This window comes from Aquibium oceanicum (assembly GCF_001889605.1).
In the GTDB taxonomy this organism is placed as follows: Bacteria; Pseudomonadota; Alphaproteobacteria; order Rhizobiales; family Rhizobiaceae; genus Aquibium; species Aquibium oceanicum.
Map to the genome: position 1 here is coordinate 182,512 of NZ_CP018171.1, position 17,181 is coordinate 199,692.

Below are 17,181 nucleotides of genomic sequence, written 5' to 3' on the forward strand. Positions count from 1 at the left end.
CCGCTCCTAGAGCCAAGGCGCGGCGATGGCAATGACGGCGTTCACGAAGCGCTAACGCCTGCGCCCCAGCATACGTCACACCCAGGGACCCGTCTCCGATGCAGGAATTCCTCGTTTCAGCCAAAGCAGACCTGATGGAGGCCCGCGCCGGCTGGCTCTCGGCGCTCGGGCGCGAACGTCGCCTGGCTGCGTTGACGCTGGAGGCTTACGAGCGCGATACGCGGCAGTTCTTCCAGTTCCTGACCGGCCACTGCGGCGGGCCGCCAGGTCTTTCCGACATCGCCGATCTGCGCCCGGCGGACCTGCGCGCCTTTCTCGCCTATCGGCGCAAGGAAGGGGTCGGCGCCCGCACGCTCGGGCGCGGGCTGGCGGCGATCCGCTCCTTCCTGCGCCATCTCGAACGGCGCGGCCTCGCCAATGCGGCCGGGGCGGCGTCGCTGCGATCGCCGAAACTTCCCAAATCCCTGCCGCGTCCGCTGACCGCCCCCGATGCGAGACGGGTCGTGTCGGCGGGCGAGCAACTCGCCGAGGAGCCCTGGATCGCCGCCCGCAACGCGGCGGTCCTCACGCTCCTCTACGGGTCCGGCTTGCGCATCTCGGAAGCGCTCGGCATCACCGCGAGCCAGATCGCGGGCAAGGGCGAAACCATTCTCAGGATCACCGGCAAGGGCGGCAAGACGCGGCTGACGCCGATGCTCCCGGTCGCCCTGCAGGCGGTCGGCGAATACCGACGGCTCTGTCCCCACCATCTTCCGCCCAACGGTCCGCTCTTCCGCGGCGCGCGCGGCGGCCCGCTCGACCCTTCCGTCGTGCAGCGCGAGATGCGCAAGCTGCGCTCGGCGCTTAACCTGCCCGACAGCGCGACCCCGCACGCCCTGCGCCACTCCTTCGCCACCCATCTTCTGGCGCGCGGTGGCGACCTCAGGACGATCCAGGAGCTTCTCGGGCACGCCAGCCTGTCGACCACGCAGCTCTACACCGGTGTCGACACCAGCCGCCTGCTCGACATCTACGACAAGGCGCATCCGCGTGCCTGAGCAAGCAGGACGCACGGCGTTTTCGGCTTCCGCTTAACGGTTTCGCCGTTTTTGGCCCTTAACATACGCCCCATGAACCGTGCGATTGCCATCTCCGACCGCGTCTGCCGCGTCGCGCTTGCCCTGGTCGCAGCGGCGAACGTGCTCTTCCTCGTCGGCTTCCTGGCGGCCGTGTTGCTCGCGATGGAGGCCGGCGCCGCCACGCCGGACTGCAAGGGTACGGATCTGCTCGAACGGATGCGGACCGAGGAGCCCGCCCTCCTGGCCAGGATCGAGGCCAAGGCGAACGCCGTGCCGAACGGGCGCGGACTGCTCTGGAAAGTGGAAAAGCCGGGTGTCGAGGCATCGTACCTTTTTGGAACCATGCACCTGACCGATGCGCGCGTGGTTGACCTCACGCCACGGGCGCGGGACGCATACCTGTCCGCCGGCACCGTGGTGATCGAGACCACAGACGTCCTGGACGAGAAGCGCATGCTGGCGACGATGATGGAGCGCCCGGAACTGACCATGTTTACGGACGGCTCGACGCTCAATTCCCATCTCGACGCGGACAAGGCGGCGCAACTCGGGGCGGCGCTCGCCGACCGCGGGATACCGCCCGCGAGCGTGCAGAAGATGAAGCCCTGGATGCTCGCCGCCGCACTTTCGCTGCCGGCCTGCGAAATGGCCCGCAAGGCAGCCGGCGCACAGGTGCTCGACGTCAAGCTCGCGAAGGAGGCGGAGGCCGACGGCAAGCGCATCGCTGGGCTCGAATCCGCCACCGACCAGCTGGAAGCCATGGCCTCGCTGCCGATTGACTTCCACATCGACGGCCTGATCGCGACGTTGAAGCTCGGCGACGAACTGGACGACCTGTTCGAGACCATGATCGTGCTCTACGAGCGCGAAGAGGTCGGCATGGTCTGGCCGCTGTTCCAGGCCGCCGTGCCGGAAGCCGCCGACCAGAGCGGCTACGCTGCGTTCGAAGAGGTGATGATCACGCGGCGCAACAGGACGATGGCGGCAGAGGCCGCGGCATTCCTCGACGAGGGAAACAGCTTCGTCGCCGTCGGCGCCCTCCATTTGCCAGGTGAGGAAGGGCTCGTCGCACTCCTGCGGAAGGCGGGCTATACCGTCACGCCGGCCGGCTGATCCCTCCGGACCAATTGGCCGATAACACGAAGCGTGATTTGGAGCCAGCGATCGGCTGCGATACCTTCCTCGGCGTCAACGATTTGAGGAGAGTGCCCATGAAGACGATCCTGGTCCTTGCCGCTTCGTTCGGACTGTCGATGTCCAGCGCCTATGCCTGCTCCGTGCACAAGACCGCCCACTCCGGCCAGATGACGGTCGCGAGCGTCCAGAGCGACGCGGTTGCAGTCGACAGGGAGGCCAGCACCGCATCCATCTCCGCGCAACCGGTCGAGAAGCCGGCCGCCGACGACGCGACGGAAGAGTAGCGACGTCTTTTCGGCGGGATCTTCCCGGATCCCGGCGCGATCACGCTCGATATGAATAAGAGTCGCATCGTGATGCAACGATGCTCTTCCTCCACACGTTCTGGTGGTCCGAAACGTTGCGAAGGAGACAAGCGCCATGACTTATCCCGGAAGACGTCCAGACGTTGACCCGGTCGACCCGGCGGGTCGAGACTATTCAGACCCCGCGGCCCCGGGTGCAATCGAGCGGGACGTGCCCGATCCGGCGGTTCCCGATCCGCGTGCCTACCCGCGCACGACGTCCAGCCCGCGCGGTATCGCGGCGGCGACGATCGCGGTGGCCATCATCCTGCTCGCCGTCATCGCCTTCAGCTTCCTCGGCAACGGACCTGACGACCAGGTGACGGTTGCCCCCGAAGCCGCGCCGGTCGAAGGCACGATCGACCAGGCCCCGACGGCCTCGATTTCGCCCGATGGCGACGCAGCCATCCCGCCGATCCAGCCGAACAATTCCGCGGAACCCGTCGAGACGGCTCCCGCGAACTAGCTCCCGCAAGTCTGTCACGGGTCAACCCGGGAGATGCGGCAAGGCCCCGGTGCGAAAGCGCCGGGGCTTAGCTCATTCCAGAATGCTACATGTGGATCGGCTTGAAGAATGTCGCCATTGCCGCTTCCTTGACCGATTCTGACATGGTCGGATGGGCATGGCAGGTACGGGCTAGATCCTCCGACGATCCACCGAATTCCATCAGCACCGCCGCCTCGTGGATCATCTCGCCCGCTCCGTAGCCGACGATGTGGACGCCCAGCACGCGGTCCGTCTTCTTGTCGGCCAGGACCTTCACGAACCCGTCCGTCTTGAGCATGGCCCGAGCCCGCGCGTTGGCGCTGAAGGGGAACTTGCCGGCCGTGTATTCGACCCCCGCCTTCTTCAGTTCTTCTTCCGTCTTCCCGACGGAGGCGACCTCAGGGCTGGTATAGACCACGCTCGGGATGACGTCGTAGTTCACGTGGCCGGCCTGACCCGCAAGGATCTCGGCCAGCGCCACGCCCTCGTCCTCGCCCTTGTGCGCCAGCATCGGGCCGACGATGACGTCGCCGATGGCGTAGATGCCCTCGACCGAAGTACGGAAATGATCGTCGGTCTTGACCCGGCCGCGCTCGTCGAGCGTAATCCCCGCCTCCTCGCAGCCGAGGCCTTCGGTGTAGGGTCGCCGACCGGTGGCGACGAGGACGACGTCGGCATCCAGCGTCTGCGCATCGCCGCCTTTCACCGGCTCGAAGGTCACCTTCGCGCCCTTCTTGGCCTTCTCAACACCGGTGACTTTGGCGCCCAGCTTGAAGTCCATGTCCTGCTTGCCGAGCATGCGCTGGAACTGCTTGGCAACTTCGCCGTCCATGCCGCCGAGGATGGTGTCGAGGAATTCGACCACCGTGACCTTCGCCCCGAGGCGGGCCCAGACCGAGCCCAGTTCCAGACCGATCACGCCGCCGCCGACGACGACGAGGTGCCCCGGAACCTTCGGCAGTTCGAGCGCGCCGGTCGAGGACACGATCACCTTCTCGTCGAACTCGACCTCCACGCCGGGGATGCCCGCAACGTCCGACCCCGTCGCGATGACGATGTTCTTGGTCTCGATCTCCTGGACCTTGCCGTCCTCCCCAGTGACGGCGACCTTGCCCTTGCCGAGGATTTTGCCGGTGCCGCGCAGCCCGTCGATCTTGTTCTTCTTGAACAAGAATTCGAGGCCTTTGGTGTTCTGGTCCACGGTCTGCTGCCGGTGCGCCATCATGCCGGCGAGATCGAGCTTCGGCTTGCCCGCGGTGAAGCCCAGCGCGTCGAAGCCGTGGCTCGCCTCGGCGAACATCTCCGAGGCGTGGAGCAGCGCCTTGGAGGGAATGCAGCCGACGTTCACGCAGGTACCACCATAGGTCGAACGTTTCTCGACGACGGCCGTCTTGAGACCGAGCTGCGCGGCCTTGATCGCGCAGACGTAGCCGCCGGGTCCGCCACCGATGACGACGACATCATAAGCCATGAGAACACCCTTTCGTTTCGCCGGTCCGCCAGCGCCGCTGACATGCGTTTTCGTGCCCGTGGTATAGGACGCCTCGGCCGAAAAAAGCCAGACCGAAGCCGTTCGAAAATCCCGATCCGTTCCATTGGCCGGCCGGCGCCGACCGCTACAGGCCCAATCCTTATACCGGCCCCGCTCATTTACTTCGATGACACGAGCGAATAGGCGGATGCCTTTCCAGCAGGTCCGGAAACCCGATGCACCGCCAAGCCTACATCTTTCTCCTTCTGACCACGCTGATGTGGGGCGGCAATACCATCGCGGGCAAACTCGCGGTCGACCATGTTTCCCCGATGCTGATGGCTACGATCCGGTGGAACATCGCATTTGCCGTCCTGTATTGCGTCGGGCGCCACAAGCTCGCGGCGGACTGGGAACGGGTCCGTCCGCGGCTTCTCTATCTCTCCGCGATGGGATTCTTCGGGTTCGCGGCATTCAACATCGCGCTGTACTGCGCGCTCCTGTTCACGTCCGCCGTCAACGCCAGCATCGAGCAGGCGGGCATCCCGATGGTCATCTTCGGCCTGAATTTCCTGATTTTCAGACAGCGCCTGTTCCTTGGCCAGATGATCGGATTCGTCCTGACCATCGCGGGCGTGGTGCTCACCGCCACCCATGGCGATCTCCGCAACCTCCTGCTGCTCGATCTCAATGCCGGCGACGCGCTCGTGCTGGTGGCGGTCATGGTCTATGCCGGCTACACGGTGGCATTGCGGTTCCGACCGGCTATCCACTGGCTGAGCTTCATGATCGTCCTTTCCGCTTCCGCGTCCATCACCTCGATCCCGTTCGCGTTGGGCGAGTACGCCGCCGGTAGCGCCATCTGGCCCGATGCCACCGGCTGGGGATGCATCCTCTATACCGCCGCCTTCCCGTCGCTGCTTTCGCAGGTCTTCTTCATACGCGGCGTGGAGGCGATCGGCGCGAACCGCGCAGGCCTGTTCATCAACCTCGTCCCGATCTTCGGAACGCTGCTTTCGATCCTCATACTCGGAGAAACGCTCCACCTTTACCACGTCGTCGCCATCGTGCTGGCGCTCGGCGGCATCTGGCTGGCGGAACTGAGCGGACGGCGCGTGCAAACCTAGTCGAACCAAGTAGACCTTCTCTCCGACGGCCGGGCCTGCTTGACAGGCGCAGAATTCCCGTACAATTGCCGCAAGGGGACGTCGGTCGAAAGCATTCGCGCCATGCGTAGATATTTCCTGGGGGTGGCGGCGGTCTGCGTCATGGCCGGCATCGAACCTGCCCTGTCCGAGGTGCTCGTACGAAAGGCGCCCCCGGCCGGCTCGGTGATCGCCCGCAAGGTCGGCGAGGAAGCCCGCTTCATCGAGATCTCCGACTGGCGCACCGTCGAACTCGACCAGGATTTGCTTCCCGGCGACGTGCTGCGGACGAATGCGCTCGGCCAGCTCGCGATCCTCTTCAGCGACCGAACGCAGGTGCGGATCGGCCGCAACACGACACTGGTCGTCAAGAACGTCGGCGGCACCGGCGATACGCTTCTGGACCTCCAGGGCGGTACCCTGTGGGCGCGCGCCGAGCGCGGCGGCGAAGGCCTCACCGTCGAGGCCCCGGCTGCCTCGGCCGCCATCCGCGGTACCGACTGGACCATGAGCGTCGACGCAGACGGCCGCACCTCGCTCGTCGTGCTGGAAGGTCTCGTGGAGTTTTCCAACGAATTCGGATCGGTCAGCGTCGCGGAGGGCGAGGGCGCGGTCGCCTCGATCGGCCAGGCGCCGTCGAAGATCGTCATCGTCGATTCCGACGACCGCGAGCAGATGCTGTTCCACCTGACGCTGCGCGGCGCGTTTGTCTGGATGCCGGCCTCCCCGCTGCGGGCTCCCGACATGCGCCAGGAACACGCGAGGCTGACCGCAGTCCCGGAAGCGGCACGCTCGGCGGAAGACTGGGTCACGCTCGCCGAGACCTCGCGCTCCTTCGGCGAACCGGCATTCTCGCGGTCGGCCGCAGATCGTGCCCGCACGCTCACGCTCACCCCGCAACAGACGGCGCGGCTCGATCTCCTCGATGCGCTGCGGGCGGGCTCCGAGCAGCGCTACGAGGAAGCCGCTCGTCTCTTCGAGCGTGCGGCACCAAGACTTTCCGGCGCCCGCCGCGCCGCTGCCCTCTACGGCGGCTATTTCGCGCGGGCGCTTGCCTATCCCGACCGGGTCGAGCAGCCCCCGGCGATAGGCGATGGAGGACCTCAGGCGGCGCTCGCGCAGGCGTGGGCCGCCGGCTTCCTTCGCGACATCGCGGCCGCGACGGACATCCTGCGCGAGGCCGAACGGCGGTTCCCGGACGACCCCACCCTGCCGGCGGCCCGCGCGTGGTTGTCCATGCTGCTCGACGACCGCGAACAGATGAAGGAGGCGATCGACCGCGCGCTTTCCATCGACCCGGACGACACCACGGCGCTGGAGGCGCGCGCGCATTACCGCGCCGACATCGAAAGCAATCTCGAAGGCGCCCTCGAAGACCTCGAGCGCGCGGCCGGTATCTCACCGGGATCGTCGACGATCTGGAACGCGATCGGTCTCGTCCAGTCGGCCCGAGATGCGAACCGCGAGGCCGAAAAGGCCTTCCTGCGGTCGATCGAGCTCGATCCCTACGATCCGGTCGGCTATGCCAACCTGGCGATCTTCTATCTCGACCATGACCGGACGCGCGACGCGAAGCGGCTGATCGACCGGGCGATCGAGATCGATCCGTCCTTCGACATCGCCCTCGTCGCCCGCGGCCGCTATCATCTCCAGACCGGCGATATTGATGCGGCGATCGAGGACCTGCTTGCCGGAACGACGGCCAACCCCGCCTATGCCCAGGGCCTGTTGCTGCTTGCGGGCGGCCACTACGAAGCCGGCGAGAGGGAGCCAGCCGAACAGGCGCTGGAAAACGCCGACCGTCTCGACCCGAACGATCCCGTGACCTCCATCGTCGAGACCGCGATCGCGATCGACGACTATGATTCGGACCGCGCTATCGCCAGCGCCCAGGAAGCCCTGCGGCGGGCCCGCGCCCGAGGGGGCGACTATTCAACGCTCAGCGCCAACCGGGACGAAGGGTCGCTGCTCAACAACGCCTTCCGCCTGCAGGGCCTCGACGCCTGGGGCCGCTTCTACGGCGACGCGGTGTTCGATCCGTTCGAGGGTGCCGCGCTGGTCGACCAGGCCGTCTCCGGTACGTCGGACCCGTTCGTCAACCAGCTGAGGTTTGGCGACAATCCGGTGGAGCCCTCTCCCGGCGATTTCGGCTTCTCGTCGCTGTTCCAGGGGCTGCTGATGTCTCCCGAGATGCTCTCGGGACGATCGCGCTCGGCAAACCTGTTCCGGCGGCCGTTCTTCGAAGGCTCCGTCGGTGCAGGCTTCACCGACACGGGCGACGACACCGGGTGGATCGGCAAAGCGGAGATACAGGGATTTTCCACGACGCCGGTGCCGTGGAGCGTTTATGCCGAGTTCGACATGCGCGAGACCGACGAGTTTCGCGAGCGCATTGAGCCCGCCGGCGACATCCCCTATGTGGGCTTCGATCTCGGCACGGACATTGTCTCCGGCCTGGGCTATGCGACCGTACGTCCGACGCTCGACGACCGCATCGTCACCTACCTGAACGTCTCGCGTCCCGAAGACAGGCTCTCCAACGCCCTCACCCTGCTCGATCGCCGGGTGTACGGGTTCGACGGGATCGCCTACGACCGCGCCATTGGCTCGGAAGGCATAGAGGGCGGCGTCGGGTGGAGCCACACCTTCGCCTACCGAAACGTCCTTAACGCCGCCTATTTCGCCTCGGACGTGAAGCAGACGAACAGCGAGGACATTCTCTCCTTCTTCGATTTCGGCCAGGGGCCGGAGCCGATCGCCCTGCGCGACTACGACGTCTCCGCACGCCAGCGCACGCATGTCGGGGCTTTGAGCCATTCGCTCGGGCTTGGCGATCTCACCCTGCGCTACGGCGTCGAGGGCGGCACGATCGGAGTCTCCCGCACCGAGAGGCTCTACGAGAATCCGCCCGACAAAGAGACCACCCTTAGTCAGGCCTACGACGTCGGCTTCGGCCGTGCCTACATCGACGCCGTCTACGAGTTCGGGCCCGACCTCAAGGCGGAGGCGGCGCTGTTCGGGACATGGTTCGGCGGCCCCTTGGACGTCGAGCGGTTGGAGCCGCGTCTTGGCGTCGCCTGGGCGCCCGCGCAGGGCCAGTGGCTTCGCGCCACCTACAGCCGCGAGAGCGAGGCGCTGACCACCACCACGCTGGCGCCCGTCGCCGTTCTCGGCCTGCAGCCGAACGCGGCTCCGCTCGACGTCGGCGGCTATGTGGACACCTTCGCCGCGCGCTGGGACGCCGAGTGGAGCCATCGGTTCTTCACCTCGGTCGACTACCAGCACCAGGAACTCTACGGCCTGTCGATCCCGGTTCCGGCTTCGCTCACGCCGATCGGCGCGGGGGACGGGTTCGAGGACGGTCGCATCGACCGGATCAGCGCCACCGCCAACCTTCACCTCGGCCACGGTTTCGGCCTGTTCGGCACCGCGGCATGGAGCGACAGCGAGAACCGGACGACCGGCGCGACCTTCGGCAGCGCCCTGCCCTTCGTGCCGGAACTGTCGGGCCGCGCGGGCATCACCTTCGTGCATCCGTCCAACCTCAAGGTCACGCTGTCTGCGACCTATGTCGGGGAGCGGGTCGGCGACGCGGCCGGCACGCGTCTGGACGACTACTGGACGGCGGACGCCGCGCTGACGTGGGAGCCGCTCGACAAGCGCTTCGCGCTCGAACTCGCCGGCTACAACCTGTTCGACGAAAAGTTCGACGCCGCGGCGAACACGCCAGGCTGGGGCCGGTCCTTCGTGGGGACCTTCAAGGTCCGCTTCTGATGCGGCAGCCGTCGGCTCGCCAGAGGCCGCGGCCGGAAAGGGAAATGCGCGCGGCGTCGCCGGACCGCAGGCGGCGCGCGGTCGCGATCACCGCGGCAATCGCCTTCGCCACGGTCACCCTGCTTTCGCTGACCTCGCCCTGGCGGCTCTTCGAGGCGCGCCTGTTCGACTATTTTTCCACTGTCATGCCGCCCCCGCTTCCAGCGGACGGACCTGTCGTCATCGCCATCGACGAACCCTCCTTCGCCGAGCTCGGCCTGCAATGGCCATGGCCACGCGACGTGCATGCCCGGCTGGTCGAAGCGTTGAGGCAGGCCGGCGCCAGCGCCATCGGGCTCGACATCATCTTCGCCGAGCCTTCGAACGAGCAGGCCGACGCCGCGCTTGCCGACGCGATGGGGTCCGACGTCACCTTGGCCGCCGACGTTACAAGGATCGAGACGGCGCAGGCCGACCAGGTGATCCGCGTCGAGCCCATCCCCTCGCTCATCGAAGGCGGCGCGCGGGCCGGACTGTCGTCGATCGTGCTCGACCGCGACGGGACGCTGCGCCGGCTCCCGCCCTATCCGGACGGTTTCGCCGCCACGATCCTGGAAAGCATCGGCGCCGATGCTCCCGCCACACCCCCGGGCGCGCTGATCCAGACTTTTGGACCATCCCGCACCTACCCCACCATCTCCTACTACCAGGCGCTCGATCCGGAGACCTTCCTGCCGCCCGACACGCTCAGAGGCCGCATCGCCATCGTCGGCCTGTCTCTCCAGTCCGCGCCGACGGTCGAGGGTGGCGGGGCGGACGCCTATGCCACGTCCTGGACGCCGAGGACGGGGCGGCTCATCGCGGGCGCGGAACTCCAGGCGACGATCCTCGACAACCTCCGGCACGGGCTGTTCATCCGGCCCGCCCCCTTCGCGGCCGTGATCGCGGCAAACCTCCTCGGCGCGATGCTCGCGGCTTACGCGGTCTGGGGCGCCACCGGCTGGCGCACCATCGCCGGCAGCCTGCTCGCCGTCGGCGTGTTCGCGGTGGGCTACTTCCTGCTCCTGCGCTTCGGCCGCATCCACTTCCCTCCGCTGGGCCCGACGCTGGCCTTCGTGGGAACGGCGCTCGCGCAGGGCGCGCAGGACTACGCATCCGAGCGCAAGCTCAGGAAGTCGGTCACCCGCGCCTTCTCCCAATACCTGTCGCCGGCGCTGGTCGAAAAGCTCGCCCGAGATCCTTCGCGCCTGAAGCTCGGCGGCGAGAAGCGCACCATCACGATCCTGTTTTGCGACGTGAGGGGGTTCACCACCATCGCGGAATCGATGAAGGACGATCCCGAAAAGCTGACAGCGCTGGTGAACCGGCTGCTCAATCCGCTTTCGGAGGCGGTGCTGGAGGCGGGCGGCACCATCGACAAGTATATTGGCGACGCCATCATGGCCTTCTGGAACGCCCCGCTGGACGACCCCGACCACGCCGTCCATGCGGTGGAGGCGGGGCTGGCAATGATCCGCGCCGTCGAGCCGCTCAACCGCGAACTGGCGGCGGAAGCCGGCAACGGCGCGCCGATCCGCTTCGCGATCGGGGTCGGCGTCAACACCGGCGAATGCGTCGTGGGCAACATGGGCTCGGACCGGCGCTTCGACTATTCGGCACTCGGCGACGCCGTGAACCTCGCCTCCCGACTGGAAGGCCGCACGAAGGACTACGGCACGCCGCTGCTTGTCGGCGATGAGACCGCGCGGCACATCCGTGACAGGATCGATCTCGTCGAGGTCGACCGGATCTCGGTGAAAGGGAAGGCCGAGGCGGTCACCGTCTGGACGGTCGCTTCGTTGATGGGTGCTCGCCCAATTGCGGCCGTCGAGACCGAGGCTCCGGGAATCGCGAACCTGAAGGCGGTTCCCTGAGCATCCGGCTCGCGTTCCCTTGCCGTGGTCGGGGACGGACAGCGGCGCTAGATGGGGCGGGGTAGTCGATCTCGATGGGGGGGTATCGCTGATGGAGTTCCTGACGAGTGGACCGGCCTCCGCACCGGTAACGATCCTGCTTGCGCACGGCGCTGGCGCCGCGATGGATTCTCCTTCGATGGAGGCGATCGCCCGGGTTCTCGCGGACGAAGGTCTGCGCGTCGCGCGGTTCGAGTTCGGCTACATGGCAGCGCGGCGCGACGGCCAGCGCAAGCCGCCGCCGCGCGCCGAGACGTTGATCCCGGAATACCGGCAAGCCGTCGAAGATCTTGATGCGGACGGGCCGCTGGTGATCGGCGGCAAGTCGATGGGCGGACGCGTCGCCTCGATGGTAGCAAACGAACTCTACGAGGCGGGCCACATCGCCGGGCTCATCTGCCTCGGCTATCCCTTCCATCCGCCGGCCAGCCCCGAAAAGCTGCGCACCGCGCACCTCGCAGACCTGAAGACGCCGACGCTGATCTGCCAGGGCACGCGTGACGGGTTCGGTACCCGGGAGGAGGTCGCCGGCTACGCGCTCTCTCCGGCCATCGAGCTCCTGTGGCTGCAAGACGGCGACCACGACCTGAAGCCGCGCAAGACCGTCTCCGGCTTCACCGCAGCCGACCATCTGCGCACGGTCGGCAATGCGGTGAGCGAATGGTGCGCGCGCCTTGCGCCGGCCGCCGGATGAAGATCGCCACCTTCAACGTCAACAACGTCAACCGCCGGCTGGCGAACCTGCTGGAATGGCTGGAGGAGGCACGGCCGGACGTCGTGTGCCTCCAGGAACTGAAGGCGACGGACCGGGACTTCCCGGCCGAGGCCATCGACAAGGCCGGCTACGGGGCCGTGTGGAAGGGGCAGAAGACCTGGAACGGCGTCGCGATCCTGGCGCGCGATGCCGATCCCGTGCTGACGCGGGACCGCCTCCCCGGCGACGCGGAAGACCAGCAGAGCCGGTACATCGAGGCGGCGGTCCGCGGCGTCCTGATCGCCTCGATCTACGCCCCGAACGGCAATCCCCAACCGGGTCCGAAATTCGACTACAAGCTCGCCTGGCTGGAGCGCATGCACAAGCACGCGACAAGCCTCAGGAAGACGGGCGCGCCGGTGGTGCTGGCCGGCGATTTCAACGTCGCGCCGACAGATCTCGACATCTACCCGACGAAATCATGGGACGACGACGCGCTCGTCCATCCGCAAAGCCGGGCGGCGTTCCGCAAGCTCGTGGGCAGAAGCTGGATCGACGCGCTGCGCCGCTTCCATCCGGACGAGCGCATCTACACCTTCTGGCACTACAAGCGGCAGCGCTGGAAGCGCGACGCGGGCCTGCGCCTGGACCACCTGCTGGTCAGCCGCAACCTGGAAGGCCGACTCGCCGGCGCCGGCGTCGACCGCGACGTGCGCGGCCGCGAGGGCGCCAGCGACCACGCACCGGCCTGGGTCGAACTGCGCTGACGCGCGCCTCAGAGCGCCTTGCAGCGCTCGTATAGATCGAAGACATCCTGCCGGCGGCAAAGCTCCGTCCCCGGCGTCATGGCCGCCGCCGCACCCGCGGCGATGCCGAACCGGAAGGCCTCGTCCTCGGAGCGCCCTTCAAGGAAGGCGCAGACCATGGCCGCGAGGAAACTGTCGCCCGCGCCGGTCGCCGAACGGACCCGTACCGGGATGGTCGGCAGTCTTGTGATCCCGCTGCGTGAGGCCAGGATCGCGCCGTCCGGGCCCAGCGTGACCGCGACCAGTTCGGCCGCGCCGCGCGCGACGATCTCCGCGGCGGCCTCGCCCGCGCTTTCGGCGTCGAGCTTGCGGCCGGCGACCTCCTCAAGTTCGCCCAGACTGGGCTTTGCCAGGAAGACCGTCGCCTTCTCCAGCGTGGCCCGCAGTGCCGGCCCCGACGTATCCACCACGAAGCGTCCGCCCCTGGCCGCCACGTCCGCTGCCAGTTCGGCATAGAAATCGACGGGCGCGCCTTCCGGCAGGCTGCCGCTTCCCACCACGTATTCCGCCGGGTGCGACCGCACGTAGTCGAACGCCTCCCGCAGGCTGGCGGCGGCGACGGGCGCGCCTTCCGGCACAAAGCGGTATTCGAGACCGGTGCTGTGTTCGTGCACGATGAATCCGAGCCGCGTCTGGCCTTCGATGGCGATCTTGTGAGTCCGCACGCCCTTTTCCGCCAGCAGCCGGTCGAGGATCTCGCCCACCTCGCCGCCGCCGAGATAGACGGCTTCGGCGTCTCCACCGAGCAGCGTGACCACCCGGGCGACGTTGATCCCGCCGCCGCCGGGATCGAAACGGGTACCGCTCGTCCTCACCTTGCGGATCGGCCGGACGGCCTCGGCCTCCCCCGAGACGTCGATGGTCGGATTGAGGGTCAGGGTGAGGACTTGCGGCATCGGATTTCCTGCTGGATCGGGTTTAGCCGGACGACCCGACGGGTTTCGACCGCGCCGACGGCAACGTGCTTGAGGCCTAGCCGATCCGCTTGACGCTGATCAATGCCCCGCCCCTCCCGCCGACGCTAAATGTCCCCGGCGTGACCGAGAGGGCGCGATCGAGAGCCGCCCCGCAACACGATCGAGGAGACACTCCCATGAAGGCAGGCGACATCATGACGGCCGGCGCCGCGACGGTGCGGCACGACGCGACCGTAGCGCACGCGGCAAGGACCATGCTGGAACATCGCGTCAGCGGTCTTCCGGTGGTCGATGCGGCCGGCAAGCTGGCCGGCATCGTTACCGAGCGCGACCTCCTGCGCCGGGCGGAGATCGGCACCGAGAAGCACCACTCGAAATGGGTCGAGCTGTGGCTCAGCCCTCGGGAATCGGCGGACGAGTATGTTCGCGCCCGCACCAGGAAGGTGAGCGACGTGATGTCGGCAGACGTCGTGACGGTCGACCCCGAGACCTCGCTCGACGACGTCGTCTCGCTCATGGAGCGCAAGGGGTTCAAGAGGTTGCCCGTCGTACGCGACGGCAGGATCGTGGGCATCATCAGCCGCGCGAACTTCCTCGTCGCACTCTCTCACCGCATCGACGAAGACCCCGCCGGGCCGGCGGACGACCTCGCCATCCGCCGCAGCATCCTCGGCGAGATCGAGGCGCAGCGCTGGAATCCGCTTGCCATGGTGGACGTCGACGTGAAGAACGGCGAGGTCCATCTTCGCGGCAGCGTCAGCGACGAGCCGGTGCGGCGCGCCGTCGTGGTCGCGGCGGAGAACACGCGTGGGGTGACGAAGGTCACCGACAGCATCAGCGTCGTCCCGTTCGTCACCACCGGCATCTGATCCGCAGTTCCTTGGTCCTCGACGCCGCCCTCTTTCGGGTGCAGGATTGCGAGGGCCTGTCATGTGCCCTGCCGTCGCTCGGCGGCGGGACCGTGACGATGCATCTCAGGAAATCTCCCGCTTGTCGCAGGACGTCGTCGAACTGAAAAATCGGAACGATCGCGCGCGGATCTCCCTGCGCGGGGCGGAGATCCGGCAGTGGAGCGTGGCCGGCCGCGAACTGATGTGGCAGCCGGACGCCCGGTTCTGGGACGCCGTGTCCCCGATCCTCTTTCCCCTGGTCGGCTGGTCGAACGGCGGCCAGATCCGGGTCGACGGCACGACCTACCCGATGGGCGTGCACGGCTTCGCCGCCTCGCTCGGCTTTCAACTCGTCGAGCACGACGAAGCCTCGGCGCTGCTGCGGCTCGCCGAAAACGCGGAGACGCTAACCCGCTATCCGTTCCGCTTCGAACTCTTTATCCGCTACCGCTTGCACGAAGGATTTCTGGAAGCTGCGTTCTGCGTCCGGAACACCGACACGCGCTCGCTTCCTTTCGCGATCGGCATCCACCCCGGCTTCCGCTGGCCCCTTTCCGCGGCATCCCGCGCCGGCCATCGCATCGAGTTCGACGAGGCGGAGGAGCCTTTCGTGCCGGAGATCTCGCCGCGCGGCCTGTTCAGGCCCACGTCCCGGACGGTGCCTCTCGACGGGCGGGACCTGCCTCTGACGGAAGAACTCCTCGCCAGCGAGGCGCTCTGCTTTCTCGACGTCCGCAGCCGCGGCCTGCGCTTCCGCGCGCCGGACGGTTGCGCGATCCGGATCGAGACGGAGGGCTTTCCCCATCTCGCCCTGTGGACCCGGCCGGGCGCGCCCTTCCTCTCGATCGAGAGCTGGACCGGCCATGGTGACCCGGAGGGTTTTGCGGGCGACATCACGGAAAAACCGTCGATCCGGCTGCTCCCGGCAGGCGGCGAGGACACCTGCCGGGTACGCTATTCGTTGGAAAACGCCGCCTGATCGAGGTCTGTCTCTACCGGTCCCGCAGATCCGGCGGCAGCAGCGCTTCCGGTATGTTCTGGTAGGCCACCGGCCGCAGGAAGCGGCGGATCGCCAGCGTGCCGACCGACGTCGTCGAGACGTTGGTGCTCGCAGGGTACGGTCCCCCATGCATCATGGAATCGACCACCTCCACGCCGGTCGGGAAGCCGTTGGCGAGCAGGCGCCCGGCCTTTCGCTCCAGGACGGGCATCAGCCGCGAGGCCAGCGGCAGGTCGCCGTCGTCCAGATGCAGCGAACAGGTGAGCTGGCCTTCCAGCCCGCGCGCAACCTCGATCATCTCGTCCTCGTCGCTGGCGCGCACGAGGATGCCGAGCGGACCGAACACCTCTTCCGCGAGCGAGGGATTGGCGAGGAACGTCTCGCCCGAGACCGCGTATAGCCACGGCCCGGCATTGCGGCCCTCCGCCTCGACCGCCACGAGTTCGCGCACGCCGTCCGTGTCGCGCACGCGGCACTGGCCGGTGCGGAATGCTCCGGCTATCCCGTCCGACAGCATCACCTGCGCCGCCATCTTGCCGAGCGCGTCGGACGCGGTCGCCTCGAAGGCGTCCGCCTCCGCGCCGTCGATGATGATGCCGACACCGGGATTGGTGCAGAATTGGCCCGCGCCCATGGTCAGCGAGCCGGCCCAGCCCGACGCAATGTCGGCGCCGCGCGCCTTCATCGCTTCGGGCAGGAGGAACATCGGGTTCACCGAGCCGAGCTCGCCGAAGAAGGGAATAGGCTCGGGGCGCGCGCAGGCGAGATCGTAGAGCGCGCGGCCGCCCTTGAGCGATCCGGTGAAGCCCACCGCCTTGATGAGCGGATGCTGGACCAGCGCCTCGCCGGCCTCGCGGGTGTTGGACTGCACGAGCGAGAAGACGCCAGGATGCACGCCGCATTTGCCGATCGCTTCGAGGATCGCCTCCGCGACGATCTCGGCCGTGCCGGGATGGCCGGGGTGACCCTTGACGACCACCGGGCAGCCGGCGGCGAGCGCGGAGGCCGTGTCGCCGCCCGCGGTGGAGAAGGCGAGCGGGAAGTTCGACGCGCCGAACACGCCGACCGGACCGATCGGCCGCTGGAGCATGCGGATTTCCGGGCGCGGCGCCGGTTTGCGGTCCGGCACGGCCGCGTCGGTGCGGCGGTCGAGGTACTCGCCCTTTTCGATGTGACTCGCGAACAGACGCAGCTGTCCGGTCGTGCGTCCGCGCTCGCCCTCCAGGCGGGCGGTTGGAAGGCCGGTCTCGGAACTGCCGATTTCAGTGATCTGCGTGCCGCGCGCTTCGATGGCATCGGCGATAGCGTTCAGGAAGGCGGCGCGCTCGGCGCGCGAGGAATAGCCATAGGACCAGAACGCCTCCTCCGCAGCCTTCGCGGCACGATCGACATGCGCGGCCGTTCCCGCGGCGAATTCGTGCGGCGCGCCCGAGGCGGGTTGCGACTGGAAAGTGGTGTCGCCACCGACCCATTCCCCGGCAATGAGATGCTTGCCGCCCGGCTTATAGCTGTCGGTCATGATATCCC

General features: G+C 67.6%; 14 protein-coding genes. 11 read left to right on the forward strand and 3 right to left on the reverse strand.

Annotated elements, in window-relative coordinates; all coding sequences use genetic code 11:
* The first annotated feature begins 98 nt into the window (after positions 1 to 98).
* The 4 genes from BSQ44_RS00905 (at position 99) to BSQ44_RS00920 (ending at position 3,005) form a co-directional block, all read left to right on the forward strand.
* Complete coding sequence (locus BSQ44_RS00905; RefSeq protein ID WP_072601510.1) at positions 99 to 1,037, forward strand: tyrosine recombinase XerC; 939 nt, start codon at positions 99 to 101, stop codon at positions 1,035 to 1,037.
* 72 nt (positions 1,038 to 1,109) lie between these two features.
* Positions 1,110 to 2,171 (forward strand): TraB/GumN family protein, encoded by a 1,062-nt coding sequence (locus BSQ44_RS00910; RefSeq protein ID WP_072601511.1) that lies wholly within the window; start codon positions 1,110 to 1,112, stop codon positions 2,169 to 2,171.
* Positions 2,172 to 2,269: 98 nt separating this feature from the next.
* Positions 2,270 to 2,479, forward strand: coding sequence for a hypothetical protein (locus tag BSQ44_RS00915; RefSeq protein WP_072601512.1), 210 nt, complete (start codon positions 2,270 to 2,272; stop codon positions 2,477 to 2,479).
* Between the two features lie 136 nt (positions 2,480 to 2,615).
* Positions 2,616 to 3,005: a hypothetical protein gene (locus BSQ44_RS00920; protein WP_157894479.1), complete on the forward strand. Its 390-nt coding sequence runs from the start codon at positions 2,616 to 2,618 to the stop codon at positions 3,003 to 3,005.
* Between the two features lie 85 nt (positions 3,006 to 3,090).
* Here BSQ44_RS00920 and lpdA read toward each other — a convergent pair whose 3' ends face one another.
* A complete protein-coding gene (lpdA, locus tag BSQ44_RS00925; protein WP_072601514.1) occupies positions 3,091 to 4,497 on the reverse strand; it encodes a dihydrolipoyl dehydrogenase in 1,407 nt (468 codons plus the stop codon).
* Positions 4,498 to 4,733: 236 nt separating this feature from the next.
* On the opposite strand from lpdA, the gene BSQ44_RS00930 reads away from it, so the two are divergent.
* The 5 genes from BSQ44_RS00930 to xth all read left to right on the forward strand — a co-directional run bounded on the left by BSQ44_RS00930 (position 4,734) and on the right by xth (position 12,808).
* Entirely contained in the window at positions 4,734 to 5,624 is an 891-nt protein-coding gene (locus BSQ44_RS00930) for a DMT family transporter (RefSeq protein ID WP_072601515.1), read from the forward strand.
* Positions 5,625 to 5,726: 102 nt separating this feature from the next.
* Complete coding sequence (locus tag BSQ44_RS00935; protein ID WP_072601516.1) at positions 5,727 to 9,416, forward strand: TonB-dependent receptor domain-containing protein; 3,690 nt, start codon at positions 5,727 to 5,729, stop codon at positions 9,414 to 9,416.
* 44 nt (positions 9,417 to 9,460) lie between these two features.
* Positions 9,461 to 11,308, forward strand: coding sequence for a CHASE2 domain-containing protein (locus BSQ44_RS00940; protein ID WP_072601517.1), 1,848 nt, complete (start codon positions 9,461 to 9,463; stop codon positions 11,306 to 11,308).
* Between the two features lie 91 nt (positions 11,309 to 11,399).
* Positions 11,400 to 12,041 (forward strand): alpha/beta hydrolase family protein, encoded by a 642-nt coding sequence (locus BSQ44_RS00945; RefSeq protein WP_072601518.1) that lies wholly within the window; start codon positions 11,400 to 11,402, stop codon positions 12,039 to 12,041.
* Complete coding sequence (gene xth / locus BSQ44_RS00950) at positions 12,038 to 12,808, forward strand: exodeoxyribonuclease III (RefSeq protein WP_072607778.1); 771 nt, start codon at positions 12,038 to 12,040, stop codon at positions 12,806 to 12,808. The genes BSQ44_RS00945 and xth overlap by 4 nt, the downstream gene beginning before the upstream one ends.
* An 8-nt stretch (positions 12,809 to 12,816) precedes the next feature.
* Here xth and BSQ44_RS00955 read toward each other — a convergent pair whose 3' ends face one another.
* Positions 12,817 to 13,743 (reverse strand): 1-phosphofructokinase family hexose kinase, encoded by a 927-nt coding sequence (locus BSQ44_RS00955; RefSeq protein WP_072601519.1) that lies wholly within the window; start codon positions 13,741 to 13,743, stop codon positions 12,817 to 12,819.
* A 197-nt stretch (positions 13,744 to 13,940) separates the two neighbouring features.
* Between BSQ44_RS00955 and BSQ44_RS00960 the strand changes: the two genes are divergently transcribed.
* On the forward strand, positions 13,941 to 14,633 hold the full coding sequence (locus BSQ44_RS00960) for a CBS domain-containing protein (protein ID WP_072601520.1): 693 nt from the start codon (positions 13,941 to 13,943) through the stop codon (positions 14,631 to 14,633).
* Between the two features lie 121 nt (positions 14,634 to 14,754).
* The gene (locus BSQ44_RS00965; RefSeq protein ID WP_072601521.1) at positions 14,755 to 15,633 is read left to right on the forward strand and encodes an aldose 1-epimerase family protein; all 879 of its coding nucleotides are present in this window, start codon (positions 14,755 to 14,757) and stop codon (positions 15,631 to 15,633) included.
* 13 nt (positions 15,634 to 15,646) lie between these two features.
* On the opposite strand, the gene BSQ44_RS00970 is transcribed toward BSQ44_RS00965, so the two are convergent.
* Positions 15,647 to 17,173, reverse strand: coding sequence for an aldehyde dehydrogenase (NADP(+)) (locus BSQ44_RS00970; protein ID WP_072601522.1), 1,527 nt, complete (start codon positions 17,171 to 17,173; stop codon positions 15,647 to 15,649).
* Positions 17,174 to 17,181 lie beyond the last annotated feature (8 nt).